27 protein-coding genes are annotated in these 25,871 nt (G+C 72.6%); 16 read left to right on the top strand and 11 right to left on the bottom strand.

All coding sequences use genetic code 11. The features are described 5' to 3' along the window. The first annotated feature begins 64 nt into the window (after nucleotides 1-64). From MKK75_RS31615 to MKK75_RS31605, 3 genes are all read left to right on the top strand, one after another. Nucleotides 65-325: a hypothetical protein gene (locus tag MKK75_RS31615; protein ID WP_244046430.1), complete on the top strand. Its 261-nt coding sequence runs from the start codon at nucleotides 65-67 to the stop codon at nucleotides 323-325. A gap of 283 nt (nucleotides 326-608) precedes the next feature. Further along, a complete protein-coding gene (locus tag MKK75_RS31610) occupies nucleotides 609-926 on the top strand; it encodes a hypothetical protein (RefSeq protein ID WP_244046429.1) in 318 nt (105 codons plus the stop codon). 110 nt (nucleotides 927-1,036) lie between these two features. Beyond that, nucleotides 1,037-1,714 carry a carbonic anhydrase gene (locus MKK75_RS31605; RefSeq protein ID WP_244046428.1) on the top strand — a complete coding sequence of 226 codons (678 nt, stop codon included), beginning with the start codon at nucleotides 1,037-1,039 and terminating at the stop codon, nucleotides 1,712-1,714. Between the two features lie 62 nt (nucleotides 1,715-1,776). On the opposite strand, the gene katG is transcribed toward MKK75_RS31605, so the two are convergent. From katG to MKK75_RS31585, 4 genes are all read right to left on the bottom strand, one after another. Then, a complete protein-coding gene (katG, locus tag MKK75_RS31600; protein WP_244046427.1) occupies nucleotides 1,777-4,098 on the bottom strand; it encodes a catalase/peroxidase HPI in 2,322 nt (773 codons plus the stop codon). A gap of 249 nt (nucleotides 4,099-4,347) precedes the next feature. After that, nucleotides 4,348-5,505, bottom strand: a complete 1,158-nt coding sequence (locus tag MKK75_RS31595; protein ID WP_244046426.1) for a hypothetical protein — start codon at nucleotides 5,503-5,505, stop codon at nucleotides 4,348-4,350. A 66-nt stretch (nucleotides 5,506-5,571) separates the two neighbouring features. Beyond that, entirely contained in the window at nucleotides 5,572-5,958 is a 387-nt protein-coding gene (locus MKK75_RS31590; protein WP_244046425.1) for a coiled-coil domain-containing protein, read from the bottom strand. A 197-nt stretch (nucleotides 5,959-6,155) separates the two neighbouring features. After that, nucleotides 6,156-7,403, bottom strand: coding sequence for a sensor histidine kinase (locus tag MKK75_RS31585; protein WP_244046424.1), 1,248 nt, complete (start codon nucleotides 7,401-7,403; stop codon nucleotides 6,156-6,158). Between the two features lie 148 nt (nucleotides 7,404-7,551). Between MKK75_RS31585 and MKK75_RS31580 the strand changes: the two genes are divergently transcribed. After that, nucleotides 7,552-7,815, top strand: a complete 264-nt coding sequence (locus MKK75_RS31580; protein ID WP_244046423.1) for a hypothetical protein — start codon at nucleotides 7,552-7,554, stop codon at nucleotides 7,813-7,815. 16 nt (nucleotides 7,816-7,831) lie between these two features. Here MKK75_RS31580 and MKK75_RS31575 read toward each other — a convergent pair whose 3' ends face one another. Then, nucleotides 7,832-8,458 carry a DNA-3-methyladenine glycosylase family protein gene (locus tag MKK75_RS31575; protein WP_244046422.1) on the bottom strand — a complete coding sequence of 209 codons (627 nt, stop codon included), beginning with the start codon at nucleotides 8,456-8,458 and terminating at the stop codon, nucleotides 7,832-7,834. A 207-nt stretch (nucleotides 8,459-8,665) separates the two neighbouring features. On the opposite strand from MKK75_RS31575, the gene MKK75_RS31570 reads away from it, so the two are divergent. From MKK75_RS31570 to MKK75_RS31560, 3 genes are all read left to right on the top strand, one after another. Then, the gene (locus MKK75_RS31570; RefSeq protein ID WP_244046529.1) at nucleotides 8,666-9,223 is read left to right on the top strand and encodes a metallophosphoesterase; all 558 of its coding nucleotides are present in this window, start codon (nucleotides 8,666-8,668) and stop codon (nucleotides 9,221-9,223) included. A gap of 36 nt (nucleotides 9,224-9,259) precedes the next feature. Further along, nucleotides 9,260-9,565, top strand: a complete 306-nt coding sequence (locus tag MKK75_RS31565) for a hypothetical protein (protein WP_244046421.1) — start codon at nucleotides 9,260-9,262, stop codon at nucleotides 9,563-9,565. A 301-nt stretch (nucleotides 9,566-9,866) separates the two neighbouring features. Next, a complete protein-coding gene (locus MKK75_RS31560; protein ID WP_244046420.1) occupies nucleotides 9,867-10,130 on the top strand; it encodes a hypothetical protein in 264 nt (87 codons plus the stop codon). Nucleotides 10,131-10,362: 232 nt separating this feature from the next. On the opposite strand, the gene MKK75_RS31555 is transcribed toward MKK75_RS31560, so the two are convergent. Then, complete coding sequence (locus MKK75_RS31555; RefSeq protein WP_244046419.1) at nucleotides 10,363-11,148, bottom strand: sigma-70 family RNA polymerase sigma factor; 786 nt, start codon at nucleotides 11,146-11,148, stop codon at nucleotides 10,363-10,365. Between the two features lie 152 nt (nucleotides 11,149-11,300). After that, nucleotides 11,301-12,284 carry an SDR family oxidoreductase gene (locus MKK75_RS31550; RefSeq protein WP_244046418.1) on the bottom strand — a complete coding sequence of 328 codons (984 nt, stop codon included), beginning with the start codon at nucleotides 12,282-12,284 and terminating at the stop codon, nucleotides 11,301-11,303. 181 nt (nucleotides 12,285-12,465) lie between these two features. On the opposite strand from MKK75_RS31550, the gene MKK75_RS31545 reads away from it, so the two are divergent. The 6 genes from MKK75_RS31545 to MKK75_RS31520 all read left to right on the top strand — a co-directional run bounded on the left by MKK75_RS31545 (nucleotide 12,466) and on the right by MKK75_RS31520 (nucleotide 18,896). Beyond that, nucleotides 12,466-13,686, top strand: coding sequence for a YihY/virulence factor BrkB family protein (locus tag MKK75_RS31545; protein WP_244046417.1), 1,221 nt, complete (start codon nucleotides 12,466-12,468; stop codon nucleotides 13,684-13,686). A 406-nt stretch (nucleotides 13,687-14,092) separates the two neighbouring features. Continuing rightward, entirely contained in the window at nucleotides 14,093-14,803 is a 711-nt protein-coding gene (locus tag MKK75_RS31540; protein ID WP_244046416.1) for a Crp/Fnr family transcriptional regulator, read from the top strand. Nucleotides 14,804-14,925: 122 nt separating this feature from the next. Next, nucleotides 14,926-16,209, top strand: a complete 1,284-nt coding sequence (locus MKK75_RS31535) for a LarC family nickel insertion protein (protein ID WP_244046415.1) — start codon at nucleotides 14,926-14,928, stop codon at nucleotides 16,207-16,209. Next, nucleotides 16,206-17,027, top strand: a complete 822-nt coding sequence (locus MKK75_RS31530) for an adenine nucleotide alpha hydrolase (RefSeq protein ID WP_244046414.1) — start codon at nucleotides 16,206-16,208, stop codon at nucleotides 17,025-17,027. Before MKK75_RS31535 ends, MKK75_RS31530 begins: the two co-directional genes overlap by 4 nt. Beyond that, the gene (larB, locus tag MKK75_RS31525; protein ID WP_244046413.1) at nucleotides 17,024-17,704 is read left to right on the top strand and encodes a nickel pincer cofactor biosynthesis protein LarB; all 681 of its coding nucleotides are present in this window, start codon (nucleotides 17,024-17,026) and stop codon (nucleotides 17,702-17,704) included. The genes MKK75_RS31530 and larB overlap by 4 nt, the downstream gene beginning before the upstream one ends. A gap of 55 nt (nucleotides 17,705-17,759) precedes the next feature. Continuing rightward, nucleotides 17,760-18,896 carry an aldo/keto reductase gene (locus MKK75_RS31520; RefSeq protein WP_244046412.1) on the top strand — a complete coding sequence of 379 codons (1,137 nt, stop codon included), beginning with the start codon at nucleotides 17,760-17,762 and terminating at the stop codon, nucleotides 18,894-18,896. Between the two features lie 63 nt (nucleotides 18,897-18,959). Here the strand turns inward: MKK75_RS31520 and MKK75_RS31515 are convergent, their stop codons facing one another. Continuing rightward, complete coding sequence (locus tag MKK75_RS31515) at nucleotides 18,960-21,236, bottom strand: xanthine dehydrogenase family protein molybdopterin-binding subunit (protein ID WP_244046411.1); 2,277 nt, start codon at nucleotides 21,234-21,236, stop codon at nucleotides 18,960-18,962. Nucleotides 21,237-21,488: 252 nt separating this feature from the next. Next, a complete protein-coding gene (locus MKK75_RS31510) occupies nucleotides 21,489-22,058 on the bottom strand; it encodes a PepSY domain-containing protein (protein WP_244046410.1) in 570 nt (189 codons plus the stop codon). A 158-nt stretch (nucleotides 22,059-22,216) separates the two neighbouring features. Here MKK75_RS31510 and MKK75_RS31505 point away from each other — a divergent pair, with 158 nt between their 5' ends. Beyond that, nucleotides 22,217-22,465, top strand: a complete 249-nt coding sequence (locus tag MKK75_RS31505) for a hypothetical protein (protein ID WP_244046409.1) — start codon at nucleotides 22,217-22,219, stop codon at nucleotides 22,463-22,465. Between the two features lie 121 nt (nucleotides 22,466-22,586). On the opposite strand, the gene MKK75_RS31500 is transcribed toward MKK75_RS31505, so the two are convergent. After that, nucleotides 22,587-23,351: an SDR family NAD(P)-dependent oxidoreductase gene (locus MKK75_RS31500; RefSeq protein WP_244046408.1), complete on the bottom strand. Its 765-nt coding sequence runs from the start codon at nucleotides 23,349-23,351 to the stop codon at nucleotides 22,587-22,589. A 334-nt stretch (nucleotides 23,352-23,685) separates the two neighbouring features. On the opposite strand from MKK75_RS31500, the gene MKK75_RS31495 reads away from it, so the two are divergent. Together MKK75_RS31495 and MKK75_RS31490 are read left to right on the top strand one after the other, a co-directional pair. Further along, a complete protein-coding gene (locus tag MKK75_RS31495) occupies nucleotides 23,686-24,468 on the top strand; it encodes an SGNH/GDSL hydrolase family protein (RefSeq protein ID WP_244046407.1) in 783 nt (260 codons plus the stop codon). After that, nucleotides 24,465-24,788, top strand: a complete 324-nt coding sequence (locus tag MKK75_RS31490) for a hypothetical protein (protein WP_244046406.1) — start codon at nucleotides 24,465-24,467, stop codon at nucleotides 24,786-24,788. The genes MKK75_RS31495 and MKK75_RS31490 overlap by 4 nt, the downstream gene beginning before the upstream one ends. A 199-nt stretch (nucleotides 24,789-24,987) precedes the next feature. Here MKK75_RS31490 and MKK75_RS31485 read toward each other — a convergent pair whose 3' ends face one another. Then, nucleotides 24,988-25,815, bottom strand: a complete 828-nt coding sequence (locus MKK75_RS31485) for a GNAT family N-acetyltransferase (RefSeq protein ID WP_244046405.1) — start codon at nucleotides 25,813-25,815, stop codon at nucleotides 24,988-24,990. Between the last annotated feature and the right edge of the window lie 56 nt (nucleotides 25,816-25,871).

Raw genomic sequence — 25,871 nt, 5'->3', positions numbered from 1 at the left:
TGGGCGAGATGGGTCAGCTTATCCGGGGCTGTGTCCGAGAGGGGTGGCTTCGCGACGATCCACTTTGGGTGACGAACGCGTTGATCAAGCCGAAGGGCTGATCGCGTGGCCAAAGACAAGGGCGTTGATCCTGCCCCTCTGGCGTCGCATCCTCTGTCTCGTGCTCGGATCCGCGATCCTCTACGCCTGCTACGTATTCGGGCTTGAGCTATACGATGCTCGAACGATCCAGCTGTTCATGGTGGCTGGTCTCGGCCTGACTGGATGCGTCGGTCTGGCGCTCATCATCAGCGCGCGCGATCCCCGCCGCTTCCGGCGGCCATGACCCGGACGATATCCCGCTCTGCCGAGATGTGTGTTCCGGACTGGGTCAAAACCCAACCCGAACAGCGCATGCCGATCGCGAGCGCCCGTAATCCCGACGCCGGAAGTCGACGACACTTCGGCGTGCGCCGACACACAGAGTAGATCCCGGGCCAGGGATTAAATTTTTCATTATTCTACTGTGCCGGGACGCACATCGAGCCCGTCTGATCGCGTCTATGTTCACGACATCAGCGGAGACACAGTGTCGTCCGCAGAGCCAGAACAGACGAGGAGACACGACGATGCCCGCACGCCCCCTCTCGATCCTCCGCCCGGCCCTCGGCCTCGCCGTCCTGGCCGCCGCCGTCGCGGCACCCCTTACGGTGCAGGCCGGCGAGGGCGGCAACGGGAGCCGCCAAGCTGCCGGGGGCGCCCATATGAGCTCCTACATCAGCGATCCCGATCACGACCCGCGCTCGCTCCATTCGCAGCGCCTGGGCACCGGCCAGATCCTCGGGGCGCCGATGCTCCACGAGCGGGCCGGGGCCGCGATGGTCCGCCGCCCGGTCGAGCCCCACTGGGCCTCCGGGACCGCCGAGCGCCGCCGGCCGGCGCGCTGAGATCAAGCGCTGAGATCACGCGCCGAGATGACCCCGCCGCCGGGCTCCAGCCCGGCCGGCCCCCTCCCCGCTTCCTTTCCCGCTTTTCCCCCCGCGTCAGGGATCCGTTCATGAACAGCCTCATCCAGGGCATCGCCGCCTTCCAGGGCCATGTCTTCCCCGGCCAGCGCGCGATGTACCAGCAGCTCGTGCGCGACGGTCAGCACCCGAGCGCGCTGATCATCGCCTGCGCGGATTCCCGGGTCTCGCCGGAGCACATCACCCAGGCGGGGCCGGGCGAGCTGTTCGTCTGCCGCAACGCCGGCAACATCGTGCCCCCGGCCTCCGACGTGATCGGCGGCGTCTCCTCGGCGATCGAGTACGCCGTGGTGGCGCTCCAGGTGCGCGACATCGTGGTCTGCGGCCATTCCGATTGCGGCGCGATGCACGGGCTGATGCACCGGGACGCGCTGGCGCGGATGCCCGCCGTCGCGGCCTGGCTGCGCCACGCGGAAGCCGCCGAGCGCATCGTCTGCGAAGCCTATCCGGAGGACCTGGACGGACAGGCCCGCCACCACGCCCTGGCCCTGGAGAACGTGGTGGTGCAGCTCGCCAACCTGCGCACGCATCCGAGCGTCGCGGCCGCCCTCGCCAAGGGGACGCTGCGCCTGCATGGCTGGTTCTTCGAGATCGAGACCGGCGCCCTCCTGGCCTATGACGGCGCGGACGGCCGCTTCCGGCCGATCGCGGAAGCCGACATGCCGGTGGCCCAGGCTTCCGCCGCCGGCAACCGCCGGCGGGCGGCTTGACCGGGGTTCCCACAGATCCTCGCCCCGTCCGAAGACGGGGCGAGGGCCGATCAGACGGTGGTTCAGGCCGCCATCGGCGCGTAGCGCCTGTGGCCCTTCACGTCGTAGCGGTCGAGCATCATGACCTTGTCCCAGACCCGGACGAAGTCCTTGACGAACCGCGCGTCTCCGTCGCTGCCCGCATAGGCGTCGGCGATGTTGCGCAGCTGCGCGTTCGAGCCGAAGACGAGGTCGCTGCGGGTGGCCTGATACTTCGGCTGCCCCGTCGCCCGGTCCTTGAGCGTGAAGGTCATGCCCTGCGGATCGGCCTTCTCCCAGACGAGGTCGGTGTCGGTCACCGCCCGGAAGAAGTCCGCGCTCAGCACGCCGACGCGGTCGGTGAAGACGCCGTGCCGTCCGCCATCGTGGTTGGCGTTCAGCGCCCGGAGACCCGCGGTCAGGACCGCCCATTCCGGGGCCGTCAGGGTCATCAGGTTGGCCTTGTCGAGGAAGAGTTCCTCCGGCGAGACGCTGCGGGCCACCTGGCCGAACCCGTCGGCGACGTAATTGCGAAAGCCGTCCGCCACGGGCTTGAGCCACTCGAACATCTCGATGTCGGTCAGCTCCTGCGTGGTGTCGACCCGGCCGGGGGTGAACGGCACCGGGACGGCGGCGCCCGCCTCCGAGGCCGCCTTCTCCACGGCGACGCAGCCCCCGAGCACGATCAGGTCGGCGAGCGAGACCCGCTTGCCGTCGCTCCGGCGATCGTTGAACGCCTCCATCACGCCGCGCAGGGCCTCGACCACCGGGGCGGCCCGGCAGTTGACCGCCCAATCCTTCTGGGGGGCGAGCGCCAGCCGCCCGCCATTGGCGCCGCCGCGCTTGTCGCTGTCGCGGTAGGTCGCGGCCGCCGAGAAGGCCGTGACGACGAGGTCCGAGACCGACAGGCCCGTGTCGCGGATCGCCTGCTTCAGCGCGGCGACCTCGGGCTCGCCGACCGGCGCGTAGGCGGCGTCGGGCAGCGGGTCCTGCCACAGGAGCCCGTCCTCGATCGTCACCTCCGGGCCGAGGTAGCGGTGCTTCGGCCCCATGTCGCGGTGGGTGAGCTTGTACCACGCCTTCGAGAAGGCCTGCGTGAAGGCGTCGAAATCGCTTAAGAACTTCTCGCAGACCTTGCGGTATTCCGGATCGACCTTGAGGGCGATGTCCGAGGTCATCATCATCAGCGGATGCATCTGGCCGGCGACATGCGCGTCGGGGGTTTTGGGCGCATCCGGATCCTTCGGGGTCCATTGCAGGGCGCCGGCCGGGCTCTTGGTCTGCTCCCACTCGAACTTGAAGAGGTTCTCCAGGTAGGCATTGTCCCACTGGGTCGGATCGGGGGTCCAGCTGCCCTCGATGCCGTTGGTCATCGTGTCCTTGCCGGAGCCCGCGCCCCGCGGGTTGTGCCAGCCCAGGCCCATCGCCTCCATGGGTGCCATCTCGGGGGGCGGCCCGATCTCCTTGGCGGGGGTCATGCCGTGGCTCTTGCCGAAGGCGTGGCCGCCCGCGATCAGCGCCACGGTCTCCTCGTTGTTCATCGCCATGCGGGTGAAGGTGACCCGGATGTCGTTCGCCGAGCCCTGCGGATCGCCGTTCGCGTAGGGGCCCTCCGGGTTCACGTAGATCAGCGACTGGTGGGAGGCGGCGAGCGGGTTCTCGAGGTCGTAATCGGGGTCGCCGTTCTGGCCGCGCCAGCGCTTGTCGCGGTTCACCATGTCGTCGAAGCTCGACACGCTGCCCATGTCGACCACTTCGGGTCCCCAGTAGGTGGCGTCGTCGGCCTCCCAGGCGTCGAGCCGGCCGGCGGCGAAGCCGTAGGTCGGCAGGCCCATGATCTCCAGGGCGCAATTGCCGGTGAGCACCATCAGGTCGGCCCACGACAGGGCGTTGCCGTATTTGTGCTTGATCGGCTGCAGGAGGCGGCGGGACTTGTCGGTGTTGCCGTTGTCCCACCAGCTCGAGATCGGCGCGAAGCGCTGCATCCCGGTGCCGGCGCCGCCGCGCCCGTCCGCGATCCGGTAGGTGCCGGCCGAGTGCCAGGCCATGCGGATCATCTGCGGCCCGTAATTGCCGTAGTCGGACGGCCACCAGTCGACCGACGAGGTCAGGAACTGCTTGATGTCCTGCTTGAGCGCCTCGAAATCGAGTTTGGCGAAGGCGGCGGCGTAGTCGAAGTCCGGCCCGAGGGGATCGGCGGCCAAGCCGTTCTGGTGCAGGAGCTCGACCCGCAGGCGATGGGGATACCAGTTCTCCAGGGCGGGGCGACCGCCGAAGGCGCCGCCGATCCGGTCGCCGCCGAAGGGGCACTGGCCCGCCATCTCGAAGGTCGCGGTGTCGGTCTTGTCGCGTCTCATGTCGTCCATCGGGAATCCCCCTGTCTCGCGCAACCGGTGCGGCCGGCCCCCGCCACGCCCCTGGAGGCCGCGATGGCCCGGAGCGTGGCAGGCGAGACGCCCCACGGCGGTCGGTTCCTGTCAACGTTCAGACAGTCGGCGAAATCTGGCCGCAGCCCCGGAAATCAAGGGCCTCCCGGCCGGCCATGGGACGCGCGAACGCCCCCGGCCGTCACGTTCGGAAGACCGGACCGACAGGCAGCGGCATTTTGCCCGCCCTCACCAGAACCGGGATCGCAACCGCGCGAGGAGATCCCGGCCGGGAAACCGGGCGGGCGGCAGGACGGGCGCGGGCGTATCCCCCGGGATCGGGCCCTCGGCGAAGCGCGCCCCGATCGACCAGAAATCGTCCCGGCGGGTTCCGATCATCCCGAGGCCGACAGGCTCGCGCGGCTGGTCGGGACGCAGCCGCCCCGCGGCCCAGACGCGCTGCCAGCAGCCGCGTCGGGACAGGTCGGCATCGCGCCAGCCGAGCCGCGCGTAGCCGGCCGCCGCGAAGACGCGGTTCCCGGCAAAATCCTTCGGGATCCACACCCAGCTCGAGAACACGTAGACCGCGTCGCCGCGGAAGCGTGTCGGGTCGACCGCCCGCGTGAAGGCGCTCAGCGCCGGCTCCCGGTGCCGGCCGACATGCCGGCGCAGCCGGCCCGACAGCGCCAGCGCCTCCGGAAAGGCGGCGGCGTCGAAGCAGGTCGGCGCCCCGCCCCGCACCAGCGCGTAGGCCCCGTCCACGAGATGCATCCAGGGCTCCAGATCAACGTCCCAGGCCTGCTCCACCGGTGCGAACCGGCGCACCCGTCCCGCGATCAGCCGCTCGGCGACCTGGCGTACGGGCTCCGGCCTCCAGGCCGGCCCGGCCTCGGTGACGCGCAGCAGCGTCGCGGGTCCGTGTGCCCGGACCGCCTCGGCGAGCTGCGCGAAGCCGGAGTCCGGCTCGTCGCGGCCGCGTTTGCGCACCAGGATCTTCGAGCCGTCGGCGAGCTCGTCCAGGAACTTGCGCTTGAGATGGGCGAGCCGGCCGTATTCCCGCTCCAGCAGCGCCTCCGGCGCGATCGAGCCGGCCGGATGCCCGGTATTGGCCCAGATGTTGTACGCGAGGCTGTGGCAGTAATAGGTGCCGCCCGCGCTCACCGACAGGCGCAGATCGCCCGGCACGCCGAAATCCGAGAATCCGCAGCGCAGGCCGCGGATCAGATCGTCCAGCGGCGTGTAGGAGAAGCGCAGCAGGCCGGACGGCTCGACCCCGCCGTAGCGCTGCACGAACCCGAACTCGCAATTGTCGCCGAGGCTCCGGAAGGCGTGGAGCCGTTGGGCGAGGGCCTTGGCTGCCCCCTCCCCGATCCCGGCCGGTGCCCCTGGTGTGTCTCGCCGCGCCATCACGCCAGATCGCAGCGGCGCGCTGTCTTTGTCCAGTCCTGCGGAATCACGCCGACCGCGTGCCGCTCAATGCAGGCCCCGCGCAAGGGCCACGACCGCGCCGACGATCACCAGCGCCTGAAACCCGATCGAGCCGACCACCCACTTGATGATCTCGCCCTTGGTGGCCTCGATCTTCGCCTCCAGGCGCAGCTCCGCCTCGCGCAGGTCGGCCTTCGTGGACAGCCGCAGCGCCTCGATATCGGTCCGGACCATGGCGATGTCGGTCTTCGTGGAGAGTCGCAGCGCCTCGACGTCCGTCCGGACGGCGGCGATGTCGGTCTTCGTCGCCAGATCGTTCTGAATCGCCTCCGCGATGGCGTCGGCCAGTCCCTCCGCTTGCTCCGACGACATCTTCGCCTTCTCGCGGAGCGTGCGGACGAAGCGGAGCGTATCGAAGGCGACGGCGGTCATGAGCCCATATCCCGCCCCGATTCCGGCCCGTCACCGAGGGGATCGGGACGCGCAGACGTTCGGACACGGATGCGATGACCAAGAGCCTAATCACCGCGCACAGGCCGTGCAAGCGGCGCCCGTTGCGGTTTCGAAAGGTCCGAGACCTTTCGCGGGTCCAGGGCGGAGCCCTGGTGAACGCCCCAGGGCCAGATCGCTCAGGGCGCCAGCGGCACCTCCAGCCGGAAGCAGGCGCCCCGCGGCGTCTCCGGCGTCGTAAGCTGGCCGCCGAGCTGGCGGGTCAGGCTGCCGACGACCCGCATGCCGAGGCTCTTCGAGGCGCGCCCGACCTCGAAGCCCGGCGGCAGCCCGACCCCGTCGTCGGCCACCTCGACCACGAGGCCGTCGGGCCGGGCCTCGGCCCGGACCCGGATCTCGCCACCCGCGGGGTGCGTCCCGGGCGGGTAGGCGTATTTGAGCGCGTTGGTGACGAGTTCGTTGACCAGGAGCCCGATCGGGATCGCCCGGTCGGCCGAGATCCGGTGCGGCGCGGCCGTGCAGGCGATCCGCTGGTCCGGACGGCCCCCGGCGAGGTTGGCCACGAGCGTCTCCAGGAACGGCGCGAGGTCGAGTTCGCCCGGTACCCCCGCCCCCTCCCCGCTCCCGTCGCCCTGCCGCCAGAGCTGGTCGTGGACGCCCGCGATCGCCTCGACGCGGCTGCGCGCGTCCGTCAGGGCGGCCTGCACGGCGGGCTCGGCCTCGGCGGCGCGGGCCTGGAGGGCGAGCAGGCTCGCCACGATGGCGAGGCTGTTCTTGACCCGGTGGCTCATCTCCCGGGCGAGCAGATCCTGGCGGGCCAGAGCGGCGCGCAGCAGGCTCTCGGTGCGCTGCCGCTCGAGGGCGCCGCCGAGCAGGTTGGCGAAGCCCTGCATGAAGGCGATGTCGGCCTCCGCGAACATGCCCTCGCGGGTGTCGTCCACCTCCAGCACCCCGAAGGCGCCCTCCCGGTTCTCGATCAGCACGTTGATCGCCCGGCGGATGCCGTGCTCGGCCATGAGCTGGGGCGTGCGGAACCGGGTCTCGTCGGCGAGATGGTTCGAGATCACCGGCCGCCCGGTCTTCAGCGCGAAGCCCGCCGGGGAGGCGAGATCGGCGCCGACCCGCGCCTTGCCGATCACGTCGGGACCCCAGCCGACGCCCGCCCGCACCAGCAGCGTGTCGGCGCCGGGCCGGTATTCCAGGGCCTTGCAGAACTCGGCGCCCATGCCCTCCGCGCACAGTTCCGTGGCCCGCTGCAGCAGGTGATCGACATCGGTGCCGCGCAGGGCCGCGACGCCGAACTCCGACAGGATCGCCTGCTGGCGCAGGCGATAGTCGAGATCGGGGCGGAGGGGCCCGAAACGGGCGGGCCCGGATGGCGCGCCGGGGCTCGGTTCCACTGCGGTCAGGTCGGGTTTCGCGGTCATGGATCCCGCCATGGTAGCAGGAAGGACGGCCCGGCGCGACGCGTGCGTGTCGATGCCGCCGCACCCGTCGTCGCACCCCCGCCGGCGGCCGGAGCCCTCGGGGTCCTGTGGCGTTCGTCCGTCGAACCCGATGCGAGGAGCGCACAGCATGGCCGACGACCTGAACGGACTCTCCGACAAGGCGCTCTCGATCCTCGCCTTCGCGACCTATCACCGGCTCGTCAGCGGCGAGCGGGTCACCGCGGTGATCCGCAAGGACGGCGCCGGACACGAGGCCGATCCGGAGGGCGTGAAGGAGCTGGAGGAGCGCGGCCTCGTCACCGCGGGCGAGACCGATATCGACCTCGGCGAGACGGCGCAGCAGGCGGTCGAGACGATGGTGGCGGCCCTGCGCCGGGAGGTCGGCCGCTGAGGCCGGCGGTCCGTCGTCAGGCGGGCGCGGCGTCCACCATGCCGCCGCCCGAATCCTTGATGCGCCAGAGGTAGCGGGCCAGGAGCGAGCGGTACGGCGCGAAGGCCGCCGCCACGGCGCGCGTGTCGGCCTCACCGGTCAGCCGGCGCAGGCATCCCACCGCCGCCACGTCGCCCTCCGGCCAGATGTCGGGGTCGTGGAAGTGGAAGATGCCGACCATGTCGGCCGTCCAGGGGCCGACGCCGCGGATGCCGCACAGGATCGCGGCGCGCTCCGGATGCGGCAGCCCGGCCAGCTCCGGGCCGAGCAGGCCCGCCGCCTCGGCCGCGACGATCGCCTTCAGGGCCCGGACCTTGTTGCCCGAGAGGCCGCAGGCCCGCAGGAGGTCCGGGTCGCCGGCCGCGAACAGCCCGCGCGGATCGCAGGCGGCCGCGACCGCGGCGGCCTCGATCCGCGCCCAGATCGCCCCGGCGGCCCGGACGGAGAGCTGCTGGTTGACCACCTCGACGAACAGGCGCTCGGCGACGCAACGGTGCGCCGCCGGCTCGATCCGGATCGGGCCGGTCCGCGCCAGGGCGTCCCGCAGGGCGGGGTACGCGCCGGCCGCCGTCAGGAGATGGGCGTGGATGTCGGCATCGCGCATCGTCGTATGTCTAAGGCCGGCGCCACCCATGCGGAAGGCCGTCGCGTGCGCGGCCCCGCCCCGGTCGGCGGGCAGGATGCCGCGCGGCCTTGCCCGGGGCGCGGTCCGGTCCACCTCGATCCGAAGCCGCCCCGCCCCGATGGTATCGAACGCGATGCGGTCGCGGGCGCGAATCCCGGCGGCACGGCGATCCTCACAGCACTCCTCATGGCGACATTCTTCACCGCGGACACGCATTTCGGCGATCCGCACATCCTCCGGCACCAACGGGCCCGGTTCGACACGATCGGGGCCCATGACGAGACCCTGATCGCCCGCTGGAACGCCGTCGTCGGCCCCGGCGACAGCGTCTGGCATCTCGGCGACTTCGCCGCCCATGCGAGCCGCGACCATTGCGCGGCGGTCTTCGCCCGGCTCAACGGGACGAAACGCCTCGTCCGGGGCAACCATGATTCGAACCGCGTGCTGGACCTGCCCTGGGCCGAGCCGCCGGTCGACAGCGCCCGCCTGTCGATCCGCGACGCACGGGGCACGGAACACCGGCTGTTCCTGTCGCACTACGCGCACCGGGCCTGGCCGGGCCTCTGGCGGGAGACGCGCCACCTCTACGGCCACAGCCACGGCTGCCTCCCCGACACGAGCCGGTCCTGCGACGTCGGCGTCGATGCCTGGGACGATCGTCCGGCCACCCTGGACGCGATCCTGGCGCGCCAGGCTGCGGCCGCGCTCGTGCCGGAGGAACTCGCGGCCCTCGGGCTGCGCTGATTCCCATACCGGATTCCCGCACGAGGCCGTACCGCCATGACCGCCACCCCCGCGCCACCGCCCGGCTGGGCCGAAGCCGCTCTCCAGGCCGGGACCGAGCTCGGCCTCGGGAACGCCTTCGCGGCGATGGATCCGGCGGATTGGGACCGGGTCTGCCGCCGCACCGGCCAGATCCTGGCCGGCCAGGGGCAGGCCCTGCCGCCCGGCTGGGAGCGCGCGGTGGCGCGGCTGTTGAGAGGCGCCGATGCGGGCCTGCCGGCCGACGATGCGCTGGCGCGCGACACGGCCGACGCCGTCCTGGCCGAGAAGGGCGAAGTGTTCGCGCCCGAGGACGACGCCTGACAGCCGGCTCGACCCGGGATCCCGGGTTTCCAAAGGGCTTCGGCCCTCGCGCGGGTACTCCGGACGGAGCCCTGAGCTGTCTAGACCCGAGATCTCGCCGTGAGGTGGTCTCCAGGGCTCCACCCCGGACCCGCGAAAGGTCTCGACCTTTCGAAACCACGCCTCGATCCGTCCGCGGGACGCACGGCACCGGGCGCGCCCGTCGAACAGGGTCTGAAAGGCCGGTGCACGGACCGGGCCTCTGGAAAACTCCGTGGCCTGAGCGGTTGCCGTCGCCCGGGCCGGGGCCGATGTAGGGGGCATGCCCCAGTCCGAACATCAGCGCGCCGTCCCGAGCCCCGCCGAGTCTCGATCCGCCACACGGTCAGGCCCGGGCGGGACGCCGGTCGCCCTGCGGGTGGTCCCGGTCGCGAGCCGTCCGATCCTCGATGCGCCGACGCGCGCACGGCTCGGCCACCAGCTGCAGGCGCTGTACGATCCGGTGATCGACGAGGTTCTGGATCCGCGGCTGGCGGAACTGCTGCAGCAGCTCGACGCGGACCGGGCGGATGGCGCTTCGCGCTGAGGGCCCGGCCGGACGATCCGGCTCCGGGATTCGAAGGGGCTCCCGTCGGCGGATCGGGGGGATGTCGCACCGACGGGAGCCGAGCCGAGCCGACGGATCGACCCAACCCGCTTCATGTCGCCCAGATCTGCACCCGAGCGCTTTCACCTAAGTCAAATTCGCTGCTGAATACAGCCGGATCAGCGAAGAATTTGCCTATTGGCCGTTGAAAACCCTGCGGCCCGATGGCCGGTCAGGCCGTGGTGCCGGTCACCGACAGCATCACGCCATCGTTGCCGATCTCGTCCCCGCTGTAGCCCAGCATCCGGGCGAGCTGCTCTCGGGCGCGCCAGACCCGGCTCTTCACGGTGCCGATCCGGCAGTTCATCACGGCCGCGGCTTCCTCGTAGCTCAGGTTCTCGATCGCCACGAGGACGAGGGCCTCCCGCATCATCGGCGCGAGCCGTTCGAGCGCGGCGCGCACGTCCTGCAGGTCGAGGTGCCCGCCCTGCTCGGGGATGCTGGTCAGCCGCTCGGCATGGTTGCCGTCGGAATCGGCCACCTCCCGGCCCTGCTTGCGGTGCTGGCTGTAGAAGACGTTGCGCAGGATCGTGAACAGCCACGCCTCCAGGTTGGTGCCGGGGGTGAAGCTGCCCCGGCCGCGCCAGCCGCGCAGCAGCGTGTCCTGCACGAGGTCGTCGGCCGCCGCCGGGTCGCGGGTCAGCGAGACGGCGAAGCGATGCAGCGCCGGCACCACCTCCAGCAGCCCGGCGCGGAACGTCGCCTCCCGCGCGCCCGCGGCCTGCGCGAGGGCGGCCTCGAGCCGGGCCAGGAGCCCGGCGAAGCGGTCCGAGGCGGCCGCCGGCGCCGGGCCGATCCGGTCGTAGGCGTGGCCGAGCAGCGTCCCCAGATGGGCGCGCACGGCCTCCGGCAGGCCCTGCCGGGTCTTGTCGACGGACTCGTCCGCGACCTCTTCGACGGGATTCCCACGGGGATCCGCGACAGGTTCGAGGAGGAATGAGCCTTCGGTGTCGGGCATTCAGGTCCGGTCGTCGGCGGGCGGGCCGGTCGGACCCGTGGACCGGTTGTGGCGCGCCGGGGCTGCCCATGCCGCAACATGGGTTAGCGGTTCTCCCGAACGGCAATCGGCCGCGGGGGAGGCGGCTTGGCCCTCCGCGGGGCCCCCGGGCGTCAGTCCCGCCGCCGGACCGCCGCGACCCCCACCAGCAGGGCCGCGCAGGCCGCCGCGGCGGCGAGGCCGACGCTCAGCGTCCCCGCGGAGGGCACACCCTTGGCGGCGCGCAGGCCCCCGTCCGCGGAGGTCCCCTGCGGCACGGGCTCGCGCAGGGCGCCGTGCGTGCGCGGACCCGGATCGGCCCGGTCGAGGGCGAGGCGGAAGCCGAGGCCCATCAGGTGCTCGGTCGGGTACGGGGCGAGCGCGTAGCCGACCTGCGCGAGGCGGGCGGGCCAACCGACCGCGACCTCGTCGCGGGGGTGGCGTACGAGGCGGATGAAGGTCTCGGCCACCGCCTCGGGGGCGTAGAACAGGTGCCCGGGATTGAGCCGCTTGGCCGTGACGTTGGCGCCGTGCTCCAGGCCCGGCGTGTCGACGATGGCCGGGAAGACGCCGCAGACGTGGATGTGCCGGTGCCGGGCGAGTTCCTGGCGCAGGCTCGCCGAGAAGCCGCGCAGGCCGAACTTGCTCGCCGTATAGGCGGCCGCGAACGGCGTCGGCGCCCAGCCACCCATGGAGACCGTGTTGATCAGCGTGCCCCGGCCGCGGTCGAGGAAATGCGGCAGCACCGCGTAGGCCCCGTGCAGGGCGCCCAGCAGGTTCACCGCGATGGTCTGCCGGTGCAGGTCGAGGGGCGCGTCGAGCAGGGGCCCGAACACGCCGACCCCCGCGTTGTTGATCCAGACGTCGATGCCGCCGAAGCGGCGCAGGGCCGCCCGGGCCAGCGCCGCGACGGCCTCCGGATCGGTGACGTCGGTGGGCACCGCCAGAGCCTCGGCGCCGGCCGCGCGCAGGTCCCGGGCGAGACGGTCTAGCACGTCGGCCCGGCGGGCAGCCAGCACCACCCGGGCGCCCCGGGCCGCGAAGGCCTCGGCCGCGGCCCGGCCGATGCCGCTCGACGCCCCGGTGATGACGACGGTGCGGCCGTTCAGACGCGCCATGCCGGCTCTCCACGTGAGGACGCGATCGATGGTGTTGCAACTGGAGGGCGAACCGTTGCGTGCGATGCGGCGTTCCCCTTCGCGGCTGCGGCTATTCGGCTGCCGCCCTTCGAACGCATCGTCCGGCGCCTCGGGGTCCCCGCCCCGCACGCCGCCCCCTGAACCTGCCCGGGATCCGCCGATGCCAGCCCCCGAACCCGCCCGCCCCGAAGCCGCCGGTCCGCCCAGCCCCGCATCCACGGTCTGGACGCTGGCGCTCGCCACCGCGCTGATCGGGCTGGTCGCCTTCCCGCGCCGGGCGGGGCGGCCGGCCGAGCCATCCTCCGGCCAGGCTGGCGGGCAAACGGCCGGCCGAACGGCTTGGCAAGCCGATGGCGCCCGGGATGGCAGCCAGGATGGGGCGCGCCGCCCCTCCCCCTCGCATACAGGGCACGCGGCGCATGCGGTCGCCCGCAGCGAGGCCGATCGCGGGCGCGGCGCCGCGACGCCCGCCGAGATCCCCGCCAAGGGCTGGAAGGACATCGCGCTGCGCACCTACCACGACATCGGCGAGAACCGCCTGTCGCTGATCGCGGCCGGCGTCACCTTCTTCACCCTGCTGGCGATCTTCCCCGCGGTGGCGGCCCTGGTCTCGTGCTACGGCCTCGTGGCCGACGCCTCGACCATCAACGCGCAGCTCGCCAGCCTCCAGGGCATCCTGCCCCAGGGGGCGCTGGAGATCATCGGCGATCAGGTCAAGCGCCTGAACGAGCAGGGCCACACCACCCTCGGGTTCAGCCTGTTCCTCGGCATCGCCCTGTCGGTCTGGAGCGCCAACGGCGGCGTGAAGCACGTCTTCGACGCGCTCAACCTCGTCTACAACGAGCGCGAGCGCCGCAACGTTCTCGTCCTCAACCTCGCCTCGCTCGGCTTCACCGCGGGGGCGCTGCTGTTCCTCATCCTGGCGCTGGCCGCGGTCGTGGTGCTGCCGGTGGCGCTCGCATATGTCGGACTCGGCGCGGATGCGTGGTGGCTCGCCCTGCTGCGCTGGCCGGTGCTGCTCCTCGTGGTGCTGCTCGGCCTCGCCATGCTCTACCGCTACGGCCCCAGCCGGGACGCGCCGCGCTGGCGCTGGGTCACGCCGGGGGGCGCGCTCGCGGCCGTGCTGTGGCTCGCAGCCTCGCTGCTGTTCTCCTGGTACGTCGCCCATTTCGGCAGCTACAACAAGACCTACGGCTCCCTCGGCGCGGCCATCGGCTTCATGACCTGGATCTGGCTCTCGACCATGATCGTGCTGGCCGGCGCCCAGCTCAACGCCGAGATGGAGCACCAGACCGCCGAGGATACCACGGTCGGCGCGCCGCAGCCGCTCGGCACCCGCCGGGCGCGCATGGCCGATACGGTGGGGGCCGCTGCGGAATAGCGCGGCCCGCGCGGCGCGGGCGATGCGTCAGCGCAGCCCCGGCGGTCGCAAGCGAGGGCGGATCCGGGAGCGGATTCGCGGCGTGTCGAGCCCGGCGTGCACCCCCCCGTTCGGCAAACTAACACAGGTTGGCGCGCGTTTTCCCGGGCCAGGCACAAGCAGACCAAGAACATCCGGGTTCCGTCGTCCGATGAACCGTCTGCCTTCTGCCGATCGAAAGCTCTGTGCCTGACACCTTGATCGATACCGTGGACGACACCGTCGCGTGCTTCGACCCGGACACGCACCTGCGCCGGCCGTCCCGGCCCGGCCCGGCCGCAATGCCCCGGATGGTCGCCGGACCGGCGACATGAGGCCGGTGCAAGTCCGCCCCGCAGGCCCCGCCGCGACCTGACCGGAGGCGGGCGTGGAGACTCCGTTCGTCCGGAAGATCGAGCGGCATGTCCGCCTCGCGCCCGAGGACCGTGCGGCCCTCGACGGCCTCGCGCGCCAGCATGTCCGCCACGTCGCCGGCCGCCAGGACATCGAGGGGCCGCACACCGCGCCGTACCACACGCACCTGATCCTCGACGGCTGGGCCTGCCGCTACAAGCCGTTCCCGGACGGACGGCGGGCGATCGTCGCCCTACTGCTGCCGGGCGATTTGTGCGATCCGTTCGCGTTCCGCCGGGCGCGGATGGACCACGCCGTCGGGGCGCTGACCCCCGTCACGGTGGCGCGGATCACCCCCGAGCAGATCGGCGAGGCGGTCCGCGGCCGGCCCGCCATCGAGGAGGGCCTGTGGCGGGAGGTGCTCGCCACCACGGCGATCCACCGGGAGTGGATCGCCAGCGTCGGGCGCCGCTCGGCGATCGAGCGGCTGGCGCACCTGTTCTGCGAGCTGCACCTGCGGCTCACCTGGGCGGGCCTGGCGGACGGGACCACGCTGCCGATGCCGGTGACGCAGCCCGACCTCGCCGACGCCCTCGGCCAGACGAGCGTGCACATCAACCGCACCCTCAAGGAGCTGCGCACCGGCGGCCTCGTCGTCCTGCGCAACCGGCGGCTGACGATCCGCGACCTCGACGGCCTGCGGGAGCGGGGCCTGTTCGACCCGGCCTACCTGCAGCCGCCGTAGATCGGGCGGGCGATACGCCGCGGCACCGGTCGTTCCCGAGTCCCCCGGCGAACCTTGCCTTGGGGCCGATGCGGCCGATCTGAGCGGGACCTCGTGATTCACGGCAGGCCGACCGGCAGACGATGCACATTCACCTCGATGCCCTCGGCGGCGTGGCCGGCGACATGTTCGCGGCCGCGCTGCTCGATGCCTTCCCCGAGCACCGGGAGGGCGTGGGCGCGAGCCTCCGGGCGGTCGATGCCCGCATCGCCTGCGTGCTGCATCCGCACAACGACGGCATTCTACGCGGGGCGCGCTTTTCCGTATCCGGACCCGAGGTCGAGCCCGATCACCGGCCGGGTCATCGGCACGGTCATCATCACCACGACCACCCTGATGACCATCACGCGCACCACGATCACGACCGGACCCACGGCCCCGGCCCCGGCCACCGCCCCTGGTCGGAGATCCGGGCCGCGCTGACGGAAGCGGACCTCGCGCCCGCGGTCCGGGCGCACGCGCTCGGCATCTTCGCGCACCTCGCCGCGGCGGAGGCCCGGGTCCACGGCATCCCGGTCGAGGCGGTGGCGTTCCACGAGGTCGGGGCCATCGACTCGATCGCCGACATCGTGGCGGCCGCCCACCTGATCGCCGCCCTGGAGGCGCGGAGCTGGAGCGTCTCGGCCCTGCCGCTCGGCTCCGGCCGGGTGCGGACCCAGCACGGCCCCCTCCCCGTCCCGGCCCCCGCCACGACGCTGCTGCTCGACGGCTTCTCGACCCTCGACGACGGGGTTCCCGGCGAGCGCGTCACCCCCACCGGGGCGGCGATCCTGCGCCATCTCTGCGGCGCCGATCCCGGGCGGGGCCGACCGCGCGGCATCCTCGGGCGCACCGGCATCGGCTTCGGCACGACGGTGCTGCCGGGCCTGAGCAACTGCCTGCGCGCCCTCGTGCTGGAGGACGGACCCGCCGCAACGGGCCGGCGGGACCTCGCGGTGATCGCCTTCGAGGTCGACGACCAGTCCGGCGAGGATCTCGCCCTGGGCCTCGACCGCTTGCGCGCCGAGCCCGGGATCCTCGACGTCGTGCAGGCCGCGGTCCTCGGCAAGAAGGGCCGGATGATGGCCCATATCCAGGTTCTGGTGCGGCCCGAGAGCCTGGAGGCGGCGATCGCCTCCTGCTTCCGGGAGACCACCACGATCGGCCTGCGTTACCACCTTGTGGAGGGCGCGGTGCTGGACCGCGTGGCCCGCACCGTGGAGCAGGCCGGCCAGAGCGTCCGGGTCAAGGTCGTCGACCGCCCGGGCGGGCGCACCGCCAAGGCCGAGGCCGACGATGCCCGGGACCATGCGGGCCACGCGACGCGGGCGACCCTGCGCCGCGAGGCCGAGCGGCTCGCGCTGGAACAGGAGCAGGAGGAGCGGTGACGCGCCAGCATCTCGAATCCGTCCTCGCCGGGCTCGGCCCCGTGGCGGTGGCGGCGAGCGGCGGGGTCGACAGCCTGACCCTCGCCACCCTCGCCCACCGGCTGGCGCCGGGGGCGACCCTGGTGGTCCACGCGGTCTCGCCGGCCGTGCCCGGGGAGGCGACCGCGCGCGTGCGCGCCGAGGCCGCCCGCGAGGGCTGGTCCTTACGGGTGATCGAGGCCGGCGAGTTCGCCGATCCCGCCTACCGGGCGAACCCGGTCAACCGCTGCTTCTTCTGCAAGACCAATCTCTACGGCGCGGTCCGGCGGGTCACCGACCGGCAGATCCTGTCGGGGGCCAACCGCGACGACCTCGGCGAGTACCGCCCCGGCCTCGACGCCGCCCGGGAGCACGGCGTGCGCCACCCCTACGTGGAGGCCGGGTTCGACAAGGCCGCCGTCCGGGCGCTCGCCCGCGCCCTCGGCCTCGGCGCGGTGGCGGAGCTGCCGGCGGCGCCCTGCCTGTCGAGCCGGGTCGAGACCGGCATCGCGATCGAGCCGGAGATTCTGGGCTTCATCCACGCGGTCGAGCGGCTGGTCGGCGGGGCGCTGGATGCGGGTGCGGGCGCCCAGCGCGCGGTCCGCTGCCGGGTGCGGGCCGAGGGGGTGGTGGTGGAGCTGGATCCCGGGAGCCTCGCCGCCCTCGACGCCGCGGATCGTGAAACGCTCGGGGCGGGCATCCGGGACATCGCACCGCCGGGCCTCGCCGGCCCGGTCCGCTTCGCCCCCTACCGGGCCGGCAGCGCCTTCCTGGTCGAGCCGCGGGAGACCCGGGCGTGAGCGTGACGGAAGAATTCACCCTCGATTTCGCCCGGGCCGAGCGGATCGGCTTGGAGGAGGCGATCTTCTGCGCCGGCAAGAGCCCGGAGCAGATCGACGCGATCCTGGGGGCTGCACGCGCCCGCGGCGCCTCGCTGCTCCTCACCCGCCTCGATCCGGAGAAACGCGACCGGCTCAACGCAGCTTTGCGGCTGGACTATTGCCCGGTCTCGCGCACGGCCGTGTTCGGCACGCCGCCGGAGGTCAAGGGGCCGGCCCGTGTCGCCGTGGTGGCGGCCGGCACCTCGGACGTGCCGGTCGCCCGCGAGGCCTTGCGGGTGCTGGCCTATGCCGGCCGGGCCGCGTCGCTCTTCGCCGACGTCGGCGTCGCGGGCCTGTGGCGGCTGACCACGCGCCTCGAAGAAATCCGGGCGCATCCGGTGGTGATCGTGGCCGCCGGGATGGATGCGGCGTTGCCGAGCGTGGTCGGCGGCCTCGTGGCCGGGGCGGTGATCGCGGTGCCGACCTCCGTGGGCTACGGCGTCGCGGCGGGCGGCCGGGCGGCGCTCGAGGCGGTGCTGGCGAGCTGCGCGCCCGGCATCACGGTGGTCAACATCGACAACGGTTACGGCGCCGCCTGCGCCGCCCTGCGCCTGCTCCACGCGGCAGGACGCCTCGCCGAGGAGCGCGAACGATGATCCGGTACGACCTGTTATCTCCCCGCACCCGGACATCCGCGAACGGAGACAGCCGATGGAACGCCGCAGCTTCCTACAGGGCGCCGTACTGGGCGCAGGGCTTACAGGGACAACTCTGGCAGGCGCCGGCAGCGCAGGTGCGGCCGTGAACGCCCCCGCCAGCACCGGCCCCTTGCCGAACACCCGCCCGCAGGATCCGGCCGACCTGCCCTTCGTCACCGACCCCGGCGAGCGCCGGGGCGAGATGCTCTACCGGACCTTCGGGAAGACCTCCGAGAAGATCTCGGCGATCGGGATGGGCGGGTTCCACCTCGGCAAGGGCGCCGTGACCGACGACGAGGCGACCCGGCTGATCCATGCCGGGATCGACCGCGGCATCACCTTCATGGACAATTGCTGGGACTACAACGACGGGCGCTCCGAGCTGCGCATGGGCGCGGCGCTGGCCCAGGGCGGCTACCGCGACAAGGTCTTCCTGATGTCCAAGATGGACGGGCGGACCAAGGCGGAGGCGCTCAAGCAGATCGACCAGTCGCTCCTGCGCCTGCGCACCGACCGGATCGACCTCGTCCAGCACCACGAGATCCTGCGCTACGACGACCCGGACCGGGTCTTCGCCGAGGGCGGCGCCATGGAGGGCTTTCTGGAGGCCAAGAAGGCCGGCAAGCTGCGCTACATCGGCTTCACCGGCCACAAGGACCCGCGCATCCACCTGCAGATGCTGGAGGTGGCGGCCGAACGCGGCTTCCACTTCGATTCCGTGCAGATGCCCGTCAACGTGATGGACGCGCATTTCCGCTCGTTCAGCCACCTCGTCCTGCCGTATCTGGTGCAGAACGGCATCGCGCCGCTCGCCATGAAGACGTTCGGCGACGGGGTGATCCTGAAGGCGGACGCGCCGATCAAGCCGATCGAGTACCTGCACTTCTCGCTGAACCTGCCGGTCTCGGTGGTGATCACCGGCATCCAGAACCAGCGCGACCTCGACCAGGCCTTCGAGGCGGTGAAGACCTTCACGCCGATGGACAAGGCGGCGGTGGCCGAGCTGCTGTCGCGGTCGAAGCCCTACGCGCTGGAGGGCAAGTACGAGCTGTTCAAGACGAGCGCCACCTTCGACGGCACGGCCAAGAACGCGGCGTGGCTGGGGGATGATGTGCAGGGCGTGAAGAAGCTCGCGCCGGTGATGGAGTAAGTCGGTCGCAGAACGGCACGCGCTCCCTCCCCCGCAAAGGGGGGAGGGAGAGGTGGCGCCCCTCTACGCCACATCCTCCAGCCGGATCGGCAGCTTGCGGATCCGGCGGCCGGTGGCGTGATGGACGGCGTTGGCGATGGCCGCGTTCACCCCGATGATTCCGAGCTCGCCCAGGCCCTTCAGCCCCAGCGCGTCCACCTGATCGTCGGGATCGGGCACCAGCAGCGCCTCGACCTCCGGCGCGTCGGCCGCCGTGGGGACGAGGTATTCGGCCAGATCCGGGTTGCGGTAGGCGGCACCGTCCACCACCGTCTCTTCGAGCAGCGCCGAGCCGAGGCCCCAGATCATCCCGCCCATGAGCTGGCTTTTCGCGGTCAACGGGTTGAGGATCCGCCCCGCCGCGAAGGCGCCGGTCAGCCGCGCCACCCGGATCTCCCCGGTCTCGGCATGGACATGGACCTCCGCGAACTGCGCGCCGAACCCCCAGGAGACGGCCTTGCCGCCCCCGCCAAGGGTGAGCCCGATATGGCCCCGCCGCAGGCCGGCGAGCGCTGTGTCGCGGTCGCCGCCCGCCGGCACGAACGCCGCGACGGTCTCGACGCCCTCGGGGCCGACGGCCTCCGCCAGCGCGATCCCGGTCCCGTCCGGCGCCGCAAGCCGGCCGCCCGCGAGGCGTAGAACGCTCGGATCCCGGCCGGCGAGGCGCCCGCCCTGCCCGGTCGCGGCCTGCGCGAGGGTCTCGCGGATCTGCCGGCAGCCGAGCGCCAGGGCATGCATCAGGCTGGTGGTCGTGCTCGACCCGCCCGAGATGCCGGCCGCCGGCAGGTCCGTGTCGCCGAGCCGGACGGTGACCCGCGCCACCGGCACGCCGAGCCCGTCCGCCGCACCCATCGCCAGCAGCGTGGTGATGCCGTTGCCGATCTCGTGGTGCGCGCAAGAGACCTCCGCGGACCCATCCGGGCCGAGCCGGACCCGCATCGTCGCGGCGGCGATCTTGGCCGGCCGCACCGAGGTCGCGCAGCCGAGGCCGACCCGCCAGGGTCCGTCGCGCATCGAACCGGGGCGCGGCACCCGGCGCGACCAGCCGAAGGCCTTCGCGCCCGCCGCGAAGCAGGCCATCAGCGGCCGGGTCGAGAACGGTTTTCCCGAGACCGGATCGACCGCCGTGTCGTTCAGCCGCCGCAGTTCGATCGGGTCGATGGCCAGCGCCACCGCCATCTCGTCGACGGCGCTCTCCAGGGCGAACAGGAACGGCACCTCCGGGGGCGCCCGCATCGGCCCCGGCGTGTTGCGGTCGACCCGCACGGCCCGCTCCTCGGTGCGGATGTTCGGGCAGGCGTAGAGGCTCGCCGTCACCTCCGCGCCCTCCATGACGAAGGGATCGAACCGCGACGTCACGGTCTCGGCCTCGTGGACCAGGGCGGTGAACCGGCCGGCCCGGTCGGCGCCGAGGCGGAGGGCGTGGCGCGATTCCGGCCGGTAATTGGCGATGGTGAAGCAGTGCCGCCGGCTCGGCACCAGGGAGACCGGTCGGCCGAGGCGCCGTGCCGCGAGCGCGACCAGCGCCGTGTGCTGCGACAGCGCGAATTTCGAGCCGAAATGGCCGCCGATCAGGCCCGCCACCACCCGCACGTTCGCGGGATCGAGCCCCAGCTGCGCGGCGAGCCCGTGCTGCACGGCGCCAACATAGCGGGTCGGCTCGTGCACGGTGAGCCGGTCGCCGTCCCAGGCGGCCCGGGTGGTGAACAGCTCGATCGGGTTGTGGTGCTGGACCGGGGTCTCGTAGCGCGCCTCGATGCGCAGGGCCGCCTCCGCCAGGCCGGCCCCGGCATCGCCCCGGGCGATGTCTTCGTGGTGGGGCTTCAGGTCGGCAAGGCGCACGGTCTCGGCGCCGGGGGCATCGAAGCCGCCGGCGGCGGGCTCGGCCGCGTAGGAGACCCTGACGGCGCCAGCCGCCGCCTCGGCGGCCTCCTGGGTCTCGGCGACCACGAGGGCCACGATCTGGCCGGCATAGGCGACCGCGTCGGACGCGAGCGGCCGGTGCGAGCTGTTGGCGTAGCCGCCGGCCATCAGGTGAGCCACCGGCGCCACCGCGCCGGAAAAGTCCCGGTGGGTGAAGATGGCGAGCAGGCCCGGCACCGCCCGCGCGGCGTCGCAGTCGAACCCGGTGATCCGGCCCCGGGCGATGGTGCTGGTCACCAGGGCGGCGTGGGCGGTGTCTCGATCCGGGCCGATGCGGTCGGAGCTGTAGAGGGCCCGGCCCGTGACCTTGTCGGGTCCCTCGACCCGGGTGTGGGGGCGGCCGAGATGGCCGTCGGTGTCCTGCGCGCCCGCGTCCATGCCGCCCTCCGGAGTCAGCAGCCGCTCGGGCTGCGTTACGGACAGGAAGCGTTGCGAAGGCCGTTCGGCTCCCCAGACGGGCCGCCGGGCGACAGGATGCAGCAGAGCCGATCCGACCCGGCCGTCATCGCGAGCGCAGCGAAGCGACCCAGGGCGGCGCGCGGTTGGTGAGCGTAGCGCTTCTGGATCGCTTCGCTCCGCTCGCAAGGACGGAGCGGGCTGCGGCAGCCTTCACCGCCGCAGCCCGCCTTCTCAGTTCAAGACCTTCCCGTCCGGGCCGACCTTGACCTCCTGCTCCTTGTCGGTGCCAGCGACCTTGATCTCGTACTGGACCGCCGAGCCGTCCTTCTCGACCTCGGCCTCGTAGGCCTTGCCGCCGCCGGCCTTCTGCTCGGCGATGGCGAGCGCGTCCTTCAGGGAGGTCTTCGCGTTCTGGAAGTCGGAGGCCTTCAAGCGGGTGAAGTAGCGCTCGAACGGCTGGTTCTCGGTCTTGTAGAGCGCGCCGGTGTCGGCGTTGATGCCGTATTCCACGAGCTTGCCGCTCGGGTAGACGACCTTCACGCTGTAATGGGCCGGATCCTTGCTGCCGGCCTTCTCGAAGTCGGCGTCGATGGCGCGGCCGCCCTTCTCGTCGCCCTGCGACTCGGCGGTGGTCAGCGCCTGGGCGAGGCCGACCTTGGCGAGCTTGGCGACCTGCCATTCCTTTAGGTTGCTGTCGGCCCTGGAGGCCGGCTCGGCGGGGGTCGCGGTGGCGGTCTGGGCCGGCGCGAGGCTCGTGGAGAGCGCGAGCAGGCCGGCTGCGGCGGTGAGACGGATGATCATGGCGGGCGTCCCTTTGCGGGTTCGTTCACGGGAGCGTGAAACGCCGGCTCCGGGATACGGTTGCCCCCGGCAGGGCAATAAAGCCGCCCGGTATCCCGATGGCGCCGGCCACCGCTCCGCCTGTATGAGAGACCGACCCACCCGAGACGGAGCCCCCCATGACCGGACCCGAGCCCGAGGCGCTGGACGAATTCACGCGCCTGCACGCCAAGATGTCCGCCCTGGAGATCGTGCTGGGTGTCCTGATCGGGCGCCTGTCGGAGGAGAATCCCGAGATCCGCGAGGACGTGAAGCGCGACGTGGCGGCGATCCTGTCCGACATGCCGATCGACGGCCCGAGCGAGGAGATGATCGCCGCTGAGGTCCGCCGGGCCGCCGAGGTGCTGACCAGCGTCTCGATCGGCTGATCCCAAGTTCTGGGATCCCAAGTTCTGGGATCCCAAGTTCGGGGATCCCGAGTTCGGGGATCCCGAAGGGCAAGCCCTTTGGCGGGGCGTCGGGGCGGCGCCCCGACATCAAGCCTCGCCCTCAGCGCGGCGGCATCCGCAGCGCCCCGTCGAGGCGGATCGTCTCGCCGTTCAGCATCGGGTTCTCGCAGATGTGCCGGACGAGGGCGGCGTACTCGTCCGGGCGGCCGAGCCGCGGCGGGTACGGCACGCTCCGGCCGAGCGCGTCCTGCACCTCCGGGGACATCGCCGCCATCATGGGCGTCTCGAAGATGCCGGGGGCGATCGTCACCACCCGGATGCCGTGCCGGGCGAGTTCCCGGGCGATCGGCAGGGTCATGGACACCACCCCGCCCTTCGAGGCCGCGTAGGCCGCCTGCCCGATCTGCCCGTCGAAGGCCGCGATCGAGGCGGTGTTGACGATCACGCCCCGGGCGCCGTCCGCATCGGGCGCCTCCCGGGCGATCGCCTCGGCGGCCAGCCGGATCATGTTGAAGCTGCCCACGAGGTTGACCGAGACCGCCCGGGCGAAGCTGTCGAGCCGGTGCGGCCCGTCGCGGCCGACCACCTTCTCACCCGGCGCGACGCCCGCGCAGTTCACGAGCCCGTGCAGGTGCCCGAAGGCGTCGAGCGCCGTCCGGACCGCCGCGGCGCCGTCCGCCTCGCGCGTGACGTCGGTCTCGGCGAAGCGCGCCGCTGCGCCGAGTGCCGCCACCACCCGGGCGCCGGCCTCCCGGGCGATGTCGGCCACCACGACCCGGGCGCCCGCCGCCACGAGGCCGCGTGCCGTGGCCTCCCCCAAGCCCGAGCCCGCCCCGGTGACGATGAAGACGCGATCCTGGATCATTCCGGCCTCCCCCGCTTGTTCCGAGCCGCCGCGTCCGGCCCTCGCGGACACGACGTAGCGCCCCCCGGCGGGACCCGGAAGTCATCGGCGCCGGCTCGACGGCCGCCGGCGTTCCTGTTGACGTGTGAAAAATTCCCACGTACAAACTCAGGGTGACTTGGCGCTGTATTGATTCGTATTTCTATCTGTTTCCGGCGCCGTATCACAGGATCGAGAAATATTCCGGCGCGTGTTCCCGGTCGAGGACCGTCGACCCACCGCGCCGAAATCCGAACCGTGCTCCCGCCCCGGCCCTCCGGGCGGCCGATGCCTCACGCCTGCACGAGGACAGCCCATGCGCGCCCCCTGGTTCGAGACCGTCGCCCGCCGCTGGCATCACGGCCGGCTCGTGGGGCGACACCAGGCCGTGCGGTTCCCGGAGATTCGCGCCGCGCTGCGCGCCGCCACGCCGGACAGCGTGCTGCTGGCGGGCAATTCCCACGCGGAGTACATCGGGACGCCGGATCTCGGCGGGCGGCCCAGCCTCAACATCGCGGTCGGCGGCAGCACCGCGGCCGATTGCGCCAAGCATCTCAAGGATCTGCACCGCACGGTCCTGCACCGCGCGGACCGGCGGGTGCCGGTCCGCTGCGCAGCCTCCGTGCTGATCATCGGCACCAACGACATCATGGGCTGGCGTCACCCGGAGCGGCCCCGGAGCGCGGACAGGTTCGCCGCGGAGGTCCGGCGCATCCTGGGTTTTCTGGAGGCGTGGTCGGCGCAGGTCTTCGTCGCCGCAATCCCGCCGGTCGGCGCCTGGGCGACCGGCCGGGATCCGGCCGCCGTGGCGGTCTTCTCGGACAGGCTCGCGGCGCTCTGTGCCGAGCGCGGCCACGGCTTCATCGACCCGTTCGCCGCGCTCCGCGCCGGCACCGGGGGGCTCGCCGGATCGGGCCTCTACCGGGACGGCGTGCACCTGGCCGATTACACCCGCCTGGCCGCCGAGGTCGCCCGTCTGGCGGTGATCGATCCGGTTCCATCCAGGCCGCCCGCCAGCCAGCCCGCCCGCCGCACGGTCGCGCCGAACCCGGCGGTCCATCTCCGGGTCCTCCGGGCGGCCTGGACCGGCCGGCCGTGAGGGTCTTCGCCCGCCCGTCCGCCCTCCTCCGGCTCCGTCCGCGGCGGGGCGGAACCGGGCGGCCCCCGCCGGTGCGCGTCTGGCCCGGGGAGGCGGCTCTGTGGCTCGGCGAGAACGGCGCGTGCCGGCCCCGGGCGGTCCGGCACATGCTGGCGGCGCTGGCGATCTCCGGTACGCGCGGACGGTACGCCGCGCGCGCGGCGGGCGGCAGCAAAGTCGTGATCGGCCCGGTCAGCGCCCTGGCGCTCCACGATGCGGAGGCCGAGATGCAGTTCGTTTTTCGGATTACGCCCTACGGATACGGCGAGGAAGCGTTCTGAGAGCGCGTTTGACTGACGCGTACGATGTTGCGCGTCGGGCGCATCGAGTCCCGGTTTCGAAAGGTCGAGACCTTTCGCGGGTCCAGGGCGGAGCCCTGGAGACCCTCTCAGGGCTCCGCCCTGAGCACCCGCCGAAGGACCGAGCCCTTTGGAAACCCGGGATCGCAGGTCGAACAGGCCCGGCGACCACCCCCGCGCCTCACGACGGGCTCGTGCACAGCAGGATCGGCGCGCAGACCGTCCGGAAGCCCGCCCGGACGGCCAGCGCCTCTAGGCCGCCGCCGGCCGGACAGTGCAGGAACACCTGGACCACCCCGCGCGCCCGCGCCGCGCGCAGGGCCGCGACGGTCACGGCGGTGCCCAGACCCCGGCGCTGCCGGTCGAACCGGGTGGCGACGTTGTACAGCCCGGCCGTGTCGCCCCGCAGGTAGAGGCTCGCGCAGGCCGCCGGGCCGGTGGCGTCGCGCAGGACGAGGTGGAGCGGCGCGAGGCCGGGCCGCGCCTTGGCCGCCCGCAGGGCTGGCAGGTGGGTGCGGCGCAGATGCGTCCGCACGGCCGGATCGTCCGACAGGTTGGCGAAGACGCCCTCGAAATCCGGCCCCGGCGCGGGCGTGGCCTGCAGGGCGACCGCGCCGTCCGCGGTGAAGGGCGCCGGCGGCGGCCGCGCCATCATCCAGCGCGCCGGGCGGAGGATCGCGGGCTCGAACAGGGCGCGCAGCAGGGCGACCTCCTCGGCATCCCGCGCCAGGAAGGCCGGCGCCCGGGCGCGCCCGAGGGCCGCCGCCCCCGCCCAGGCGAACTGGTCGGGCCGGCGCACCCCGTAGGCGAAGTTCAGGGCCGGGTCCGGGACGCTCCGCGACCAGACGTAGCCCGCGCCCCCGGGCCCGTGCGCGACGCCGTCGATCAGGGAGCCCGCGAGGGCCGCGACATGGGCATCGCGCAGGGCCTCGAAGGCGTGATCGCCATCCCGCATGGTCAGGTGGCCGGGCCCGACGCCCTCGCCGCGCGCGATGTGCTCAGGTTGCAATCCCGGACCGCCAATCTCGCCCTCGTGGTGTTCGCGATGCGGTCCGGGCTATCACG

Source organism: Methylobacterium sp. J-030, from assembly GCF_022829545.1.
Lineage (GTDB): Bacteria > Pseudomonadota > Alphaproteobacteria > Rhizobiales > Beijerinckiaceae > Methylobacterium.
This window is presented reverse-complemented; position numbering and strand designations above follow the sequence as displayed.

Excerpts from the sequence above, each read along its gene's own strand:
- MKK75_RS31550 (WP_244046418.1), bottom strand. The coding sequence starts at position 12,284 with ATGGCGCGTCTGAACGGCCGCACCGTCGTCATCACCGGGGCGTCGAGC.
- MKK75_RS31565 (WP_244046421.1), top strand. The coding sequence starts at position 9,260 with ATGACCGCCACCCCCGCGCCACCGCCCGGCTGGGCCGAAGCCGCTCTC.
- MKK75_RS31545 (WP_244046417.1), top strand. The coding sequence starts at position 12,466 with ATGCCAGCCCCCGAACCCGCCCGCCCCGAAGCCGCCGGTCCGCCCAGC.
- MKK75_RS31560 (WP_244046420.1), top strand. The coding sequence starts at position 9,867 with ATGCCCCAGTCCGAACATCAGCGCGCCGTCCCGAGCCCCGCCGAGTCT.
- MKK75_RS31590 (WP_244046425.1), bottom strand. The coding sequence starts at position 5,958 with ATGACCGCCGTCGCCTTCGATACGCTCCGCTTCGTCCGCACGCTCCGC.
- MKK75_RS31520 (WP_244046412.1), top strand. The coding sequence starts at position 17,760 with ATGGAACGCCGCAGCTTCCTACAGGGCGCCGTACTGGGCGCAGGGCTT.
- MKK75_RS31495 (WP_244046407.1), top strand. The coding sequence starts at position 23,686 with ATGCGCGCCCCCTGGTTCGAGACCGTCGCCCGCCGCTGGCATCACGGC.
- MKK75_RS31505 (WP_244046409.1), top strand. The coding sequence starts at position 22,217 with ATGACCGGACCCGAGCCCGAGGCGCTGGACGAATTCACGCGCCTGCAC.
- MKK75_RS31500 (WP_244046408.1), bottom strand. The coding sequence starts at position 23,351 with ATGATCCAGGATCGCGTCTTCATCGTCACCGGGGCGGGCTCGGGCTTG.
- MKK75_RS31535 (WP_244046415.1), top strand. The coding sequence starts at position 14,926 with ATGCACATTCACCTCGATGCCCTCGGCGGCGTGGCCGGCGACATGTTC.
- MKK75_RS31585 (WP_244046424.1), bottom strand. The coding sequence starts at position 7,403 with ATGACCGCGAAACCCGACCTGACCGCAGTGGAACCGAGCCCCGGCGCG.
- MKK75_RS31510 (WP_244046410.1), bottom strand. The coding sequence starts at position 22,058 with ATGATCATCCGTCTCACCGCCGCAGCCGGCCTGCTCGCGCTCTCCACG.
- MKK75_RS31605 (WP_244046428.1), top strand. The coding sequence starts at position 1,037 with ATGAACAGCCTCATCCAGGGCATCGCCGCCTTCCAGGGCCATGTCTTC.
- katG (WP_244046427.1), bottom strand. The coding sequence starts at position 4,098 with ATGGACGACATGAGACGCGACAAGACCGACACCGCGACCTTCGAGATG.
- MKK75_RS31595 (WP_244046426.1), bottom strand. The coding sequence starts at position 5,505 with ATGGCGCGGCGAGACACACCAGGGGCACCGGCCGGGATCGGGGAGGGG.
- MKK75_RS31575 (WP_244046422.1), bottom strand. The coding sequence starts at position 8,458 with ATGCGCGATGCCGACATCCACGCCCATCTCCTGACGGCGGCCGGCGCG.
- MKK75_RS31555 (WP_244046419.1), bottom strand. The coding sequence starts at position 11,148 with ATGCCCGACACCGAAGGCTCATTCCTCCTCGAACCTGTCGCGGATCCC.
- MKK75_RS31570 (WP_244046529.1), top strand. The coding sequence starts at position 8,666 with ATGGCGACATTCTTCACCGCGGACACGCATTTCGGCGATCCGCACATC.
- MKK75_RS31610 (WP_244046429.1), top strand. The coding sequence starts at position 609 with ATGCCCGCACGCCCCCTCTCGATCCTCCGCCCGGCCCTCGGCCTCGCC.
- MKK75_RS31515 (WP_244046411.1), bottom strand. The coding sequence starts at position 21,236 with ATGGACGCGGGCGCGCAGGACACCGACGGCCATCTCGGCCGCCCCCAC.
- MKK75_RS31580 (WP_244046423.1), top strand. The coding sequence starts at position 7,552 with ATGGCCGACGACCTGAACGGACTCTCCGACAAGGCGCTCTCGATCCTC.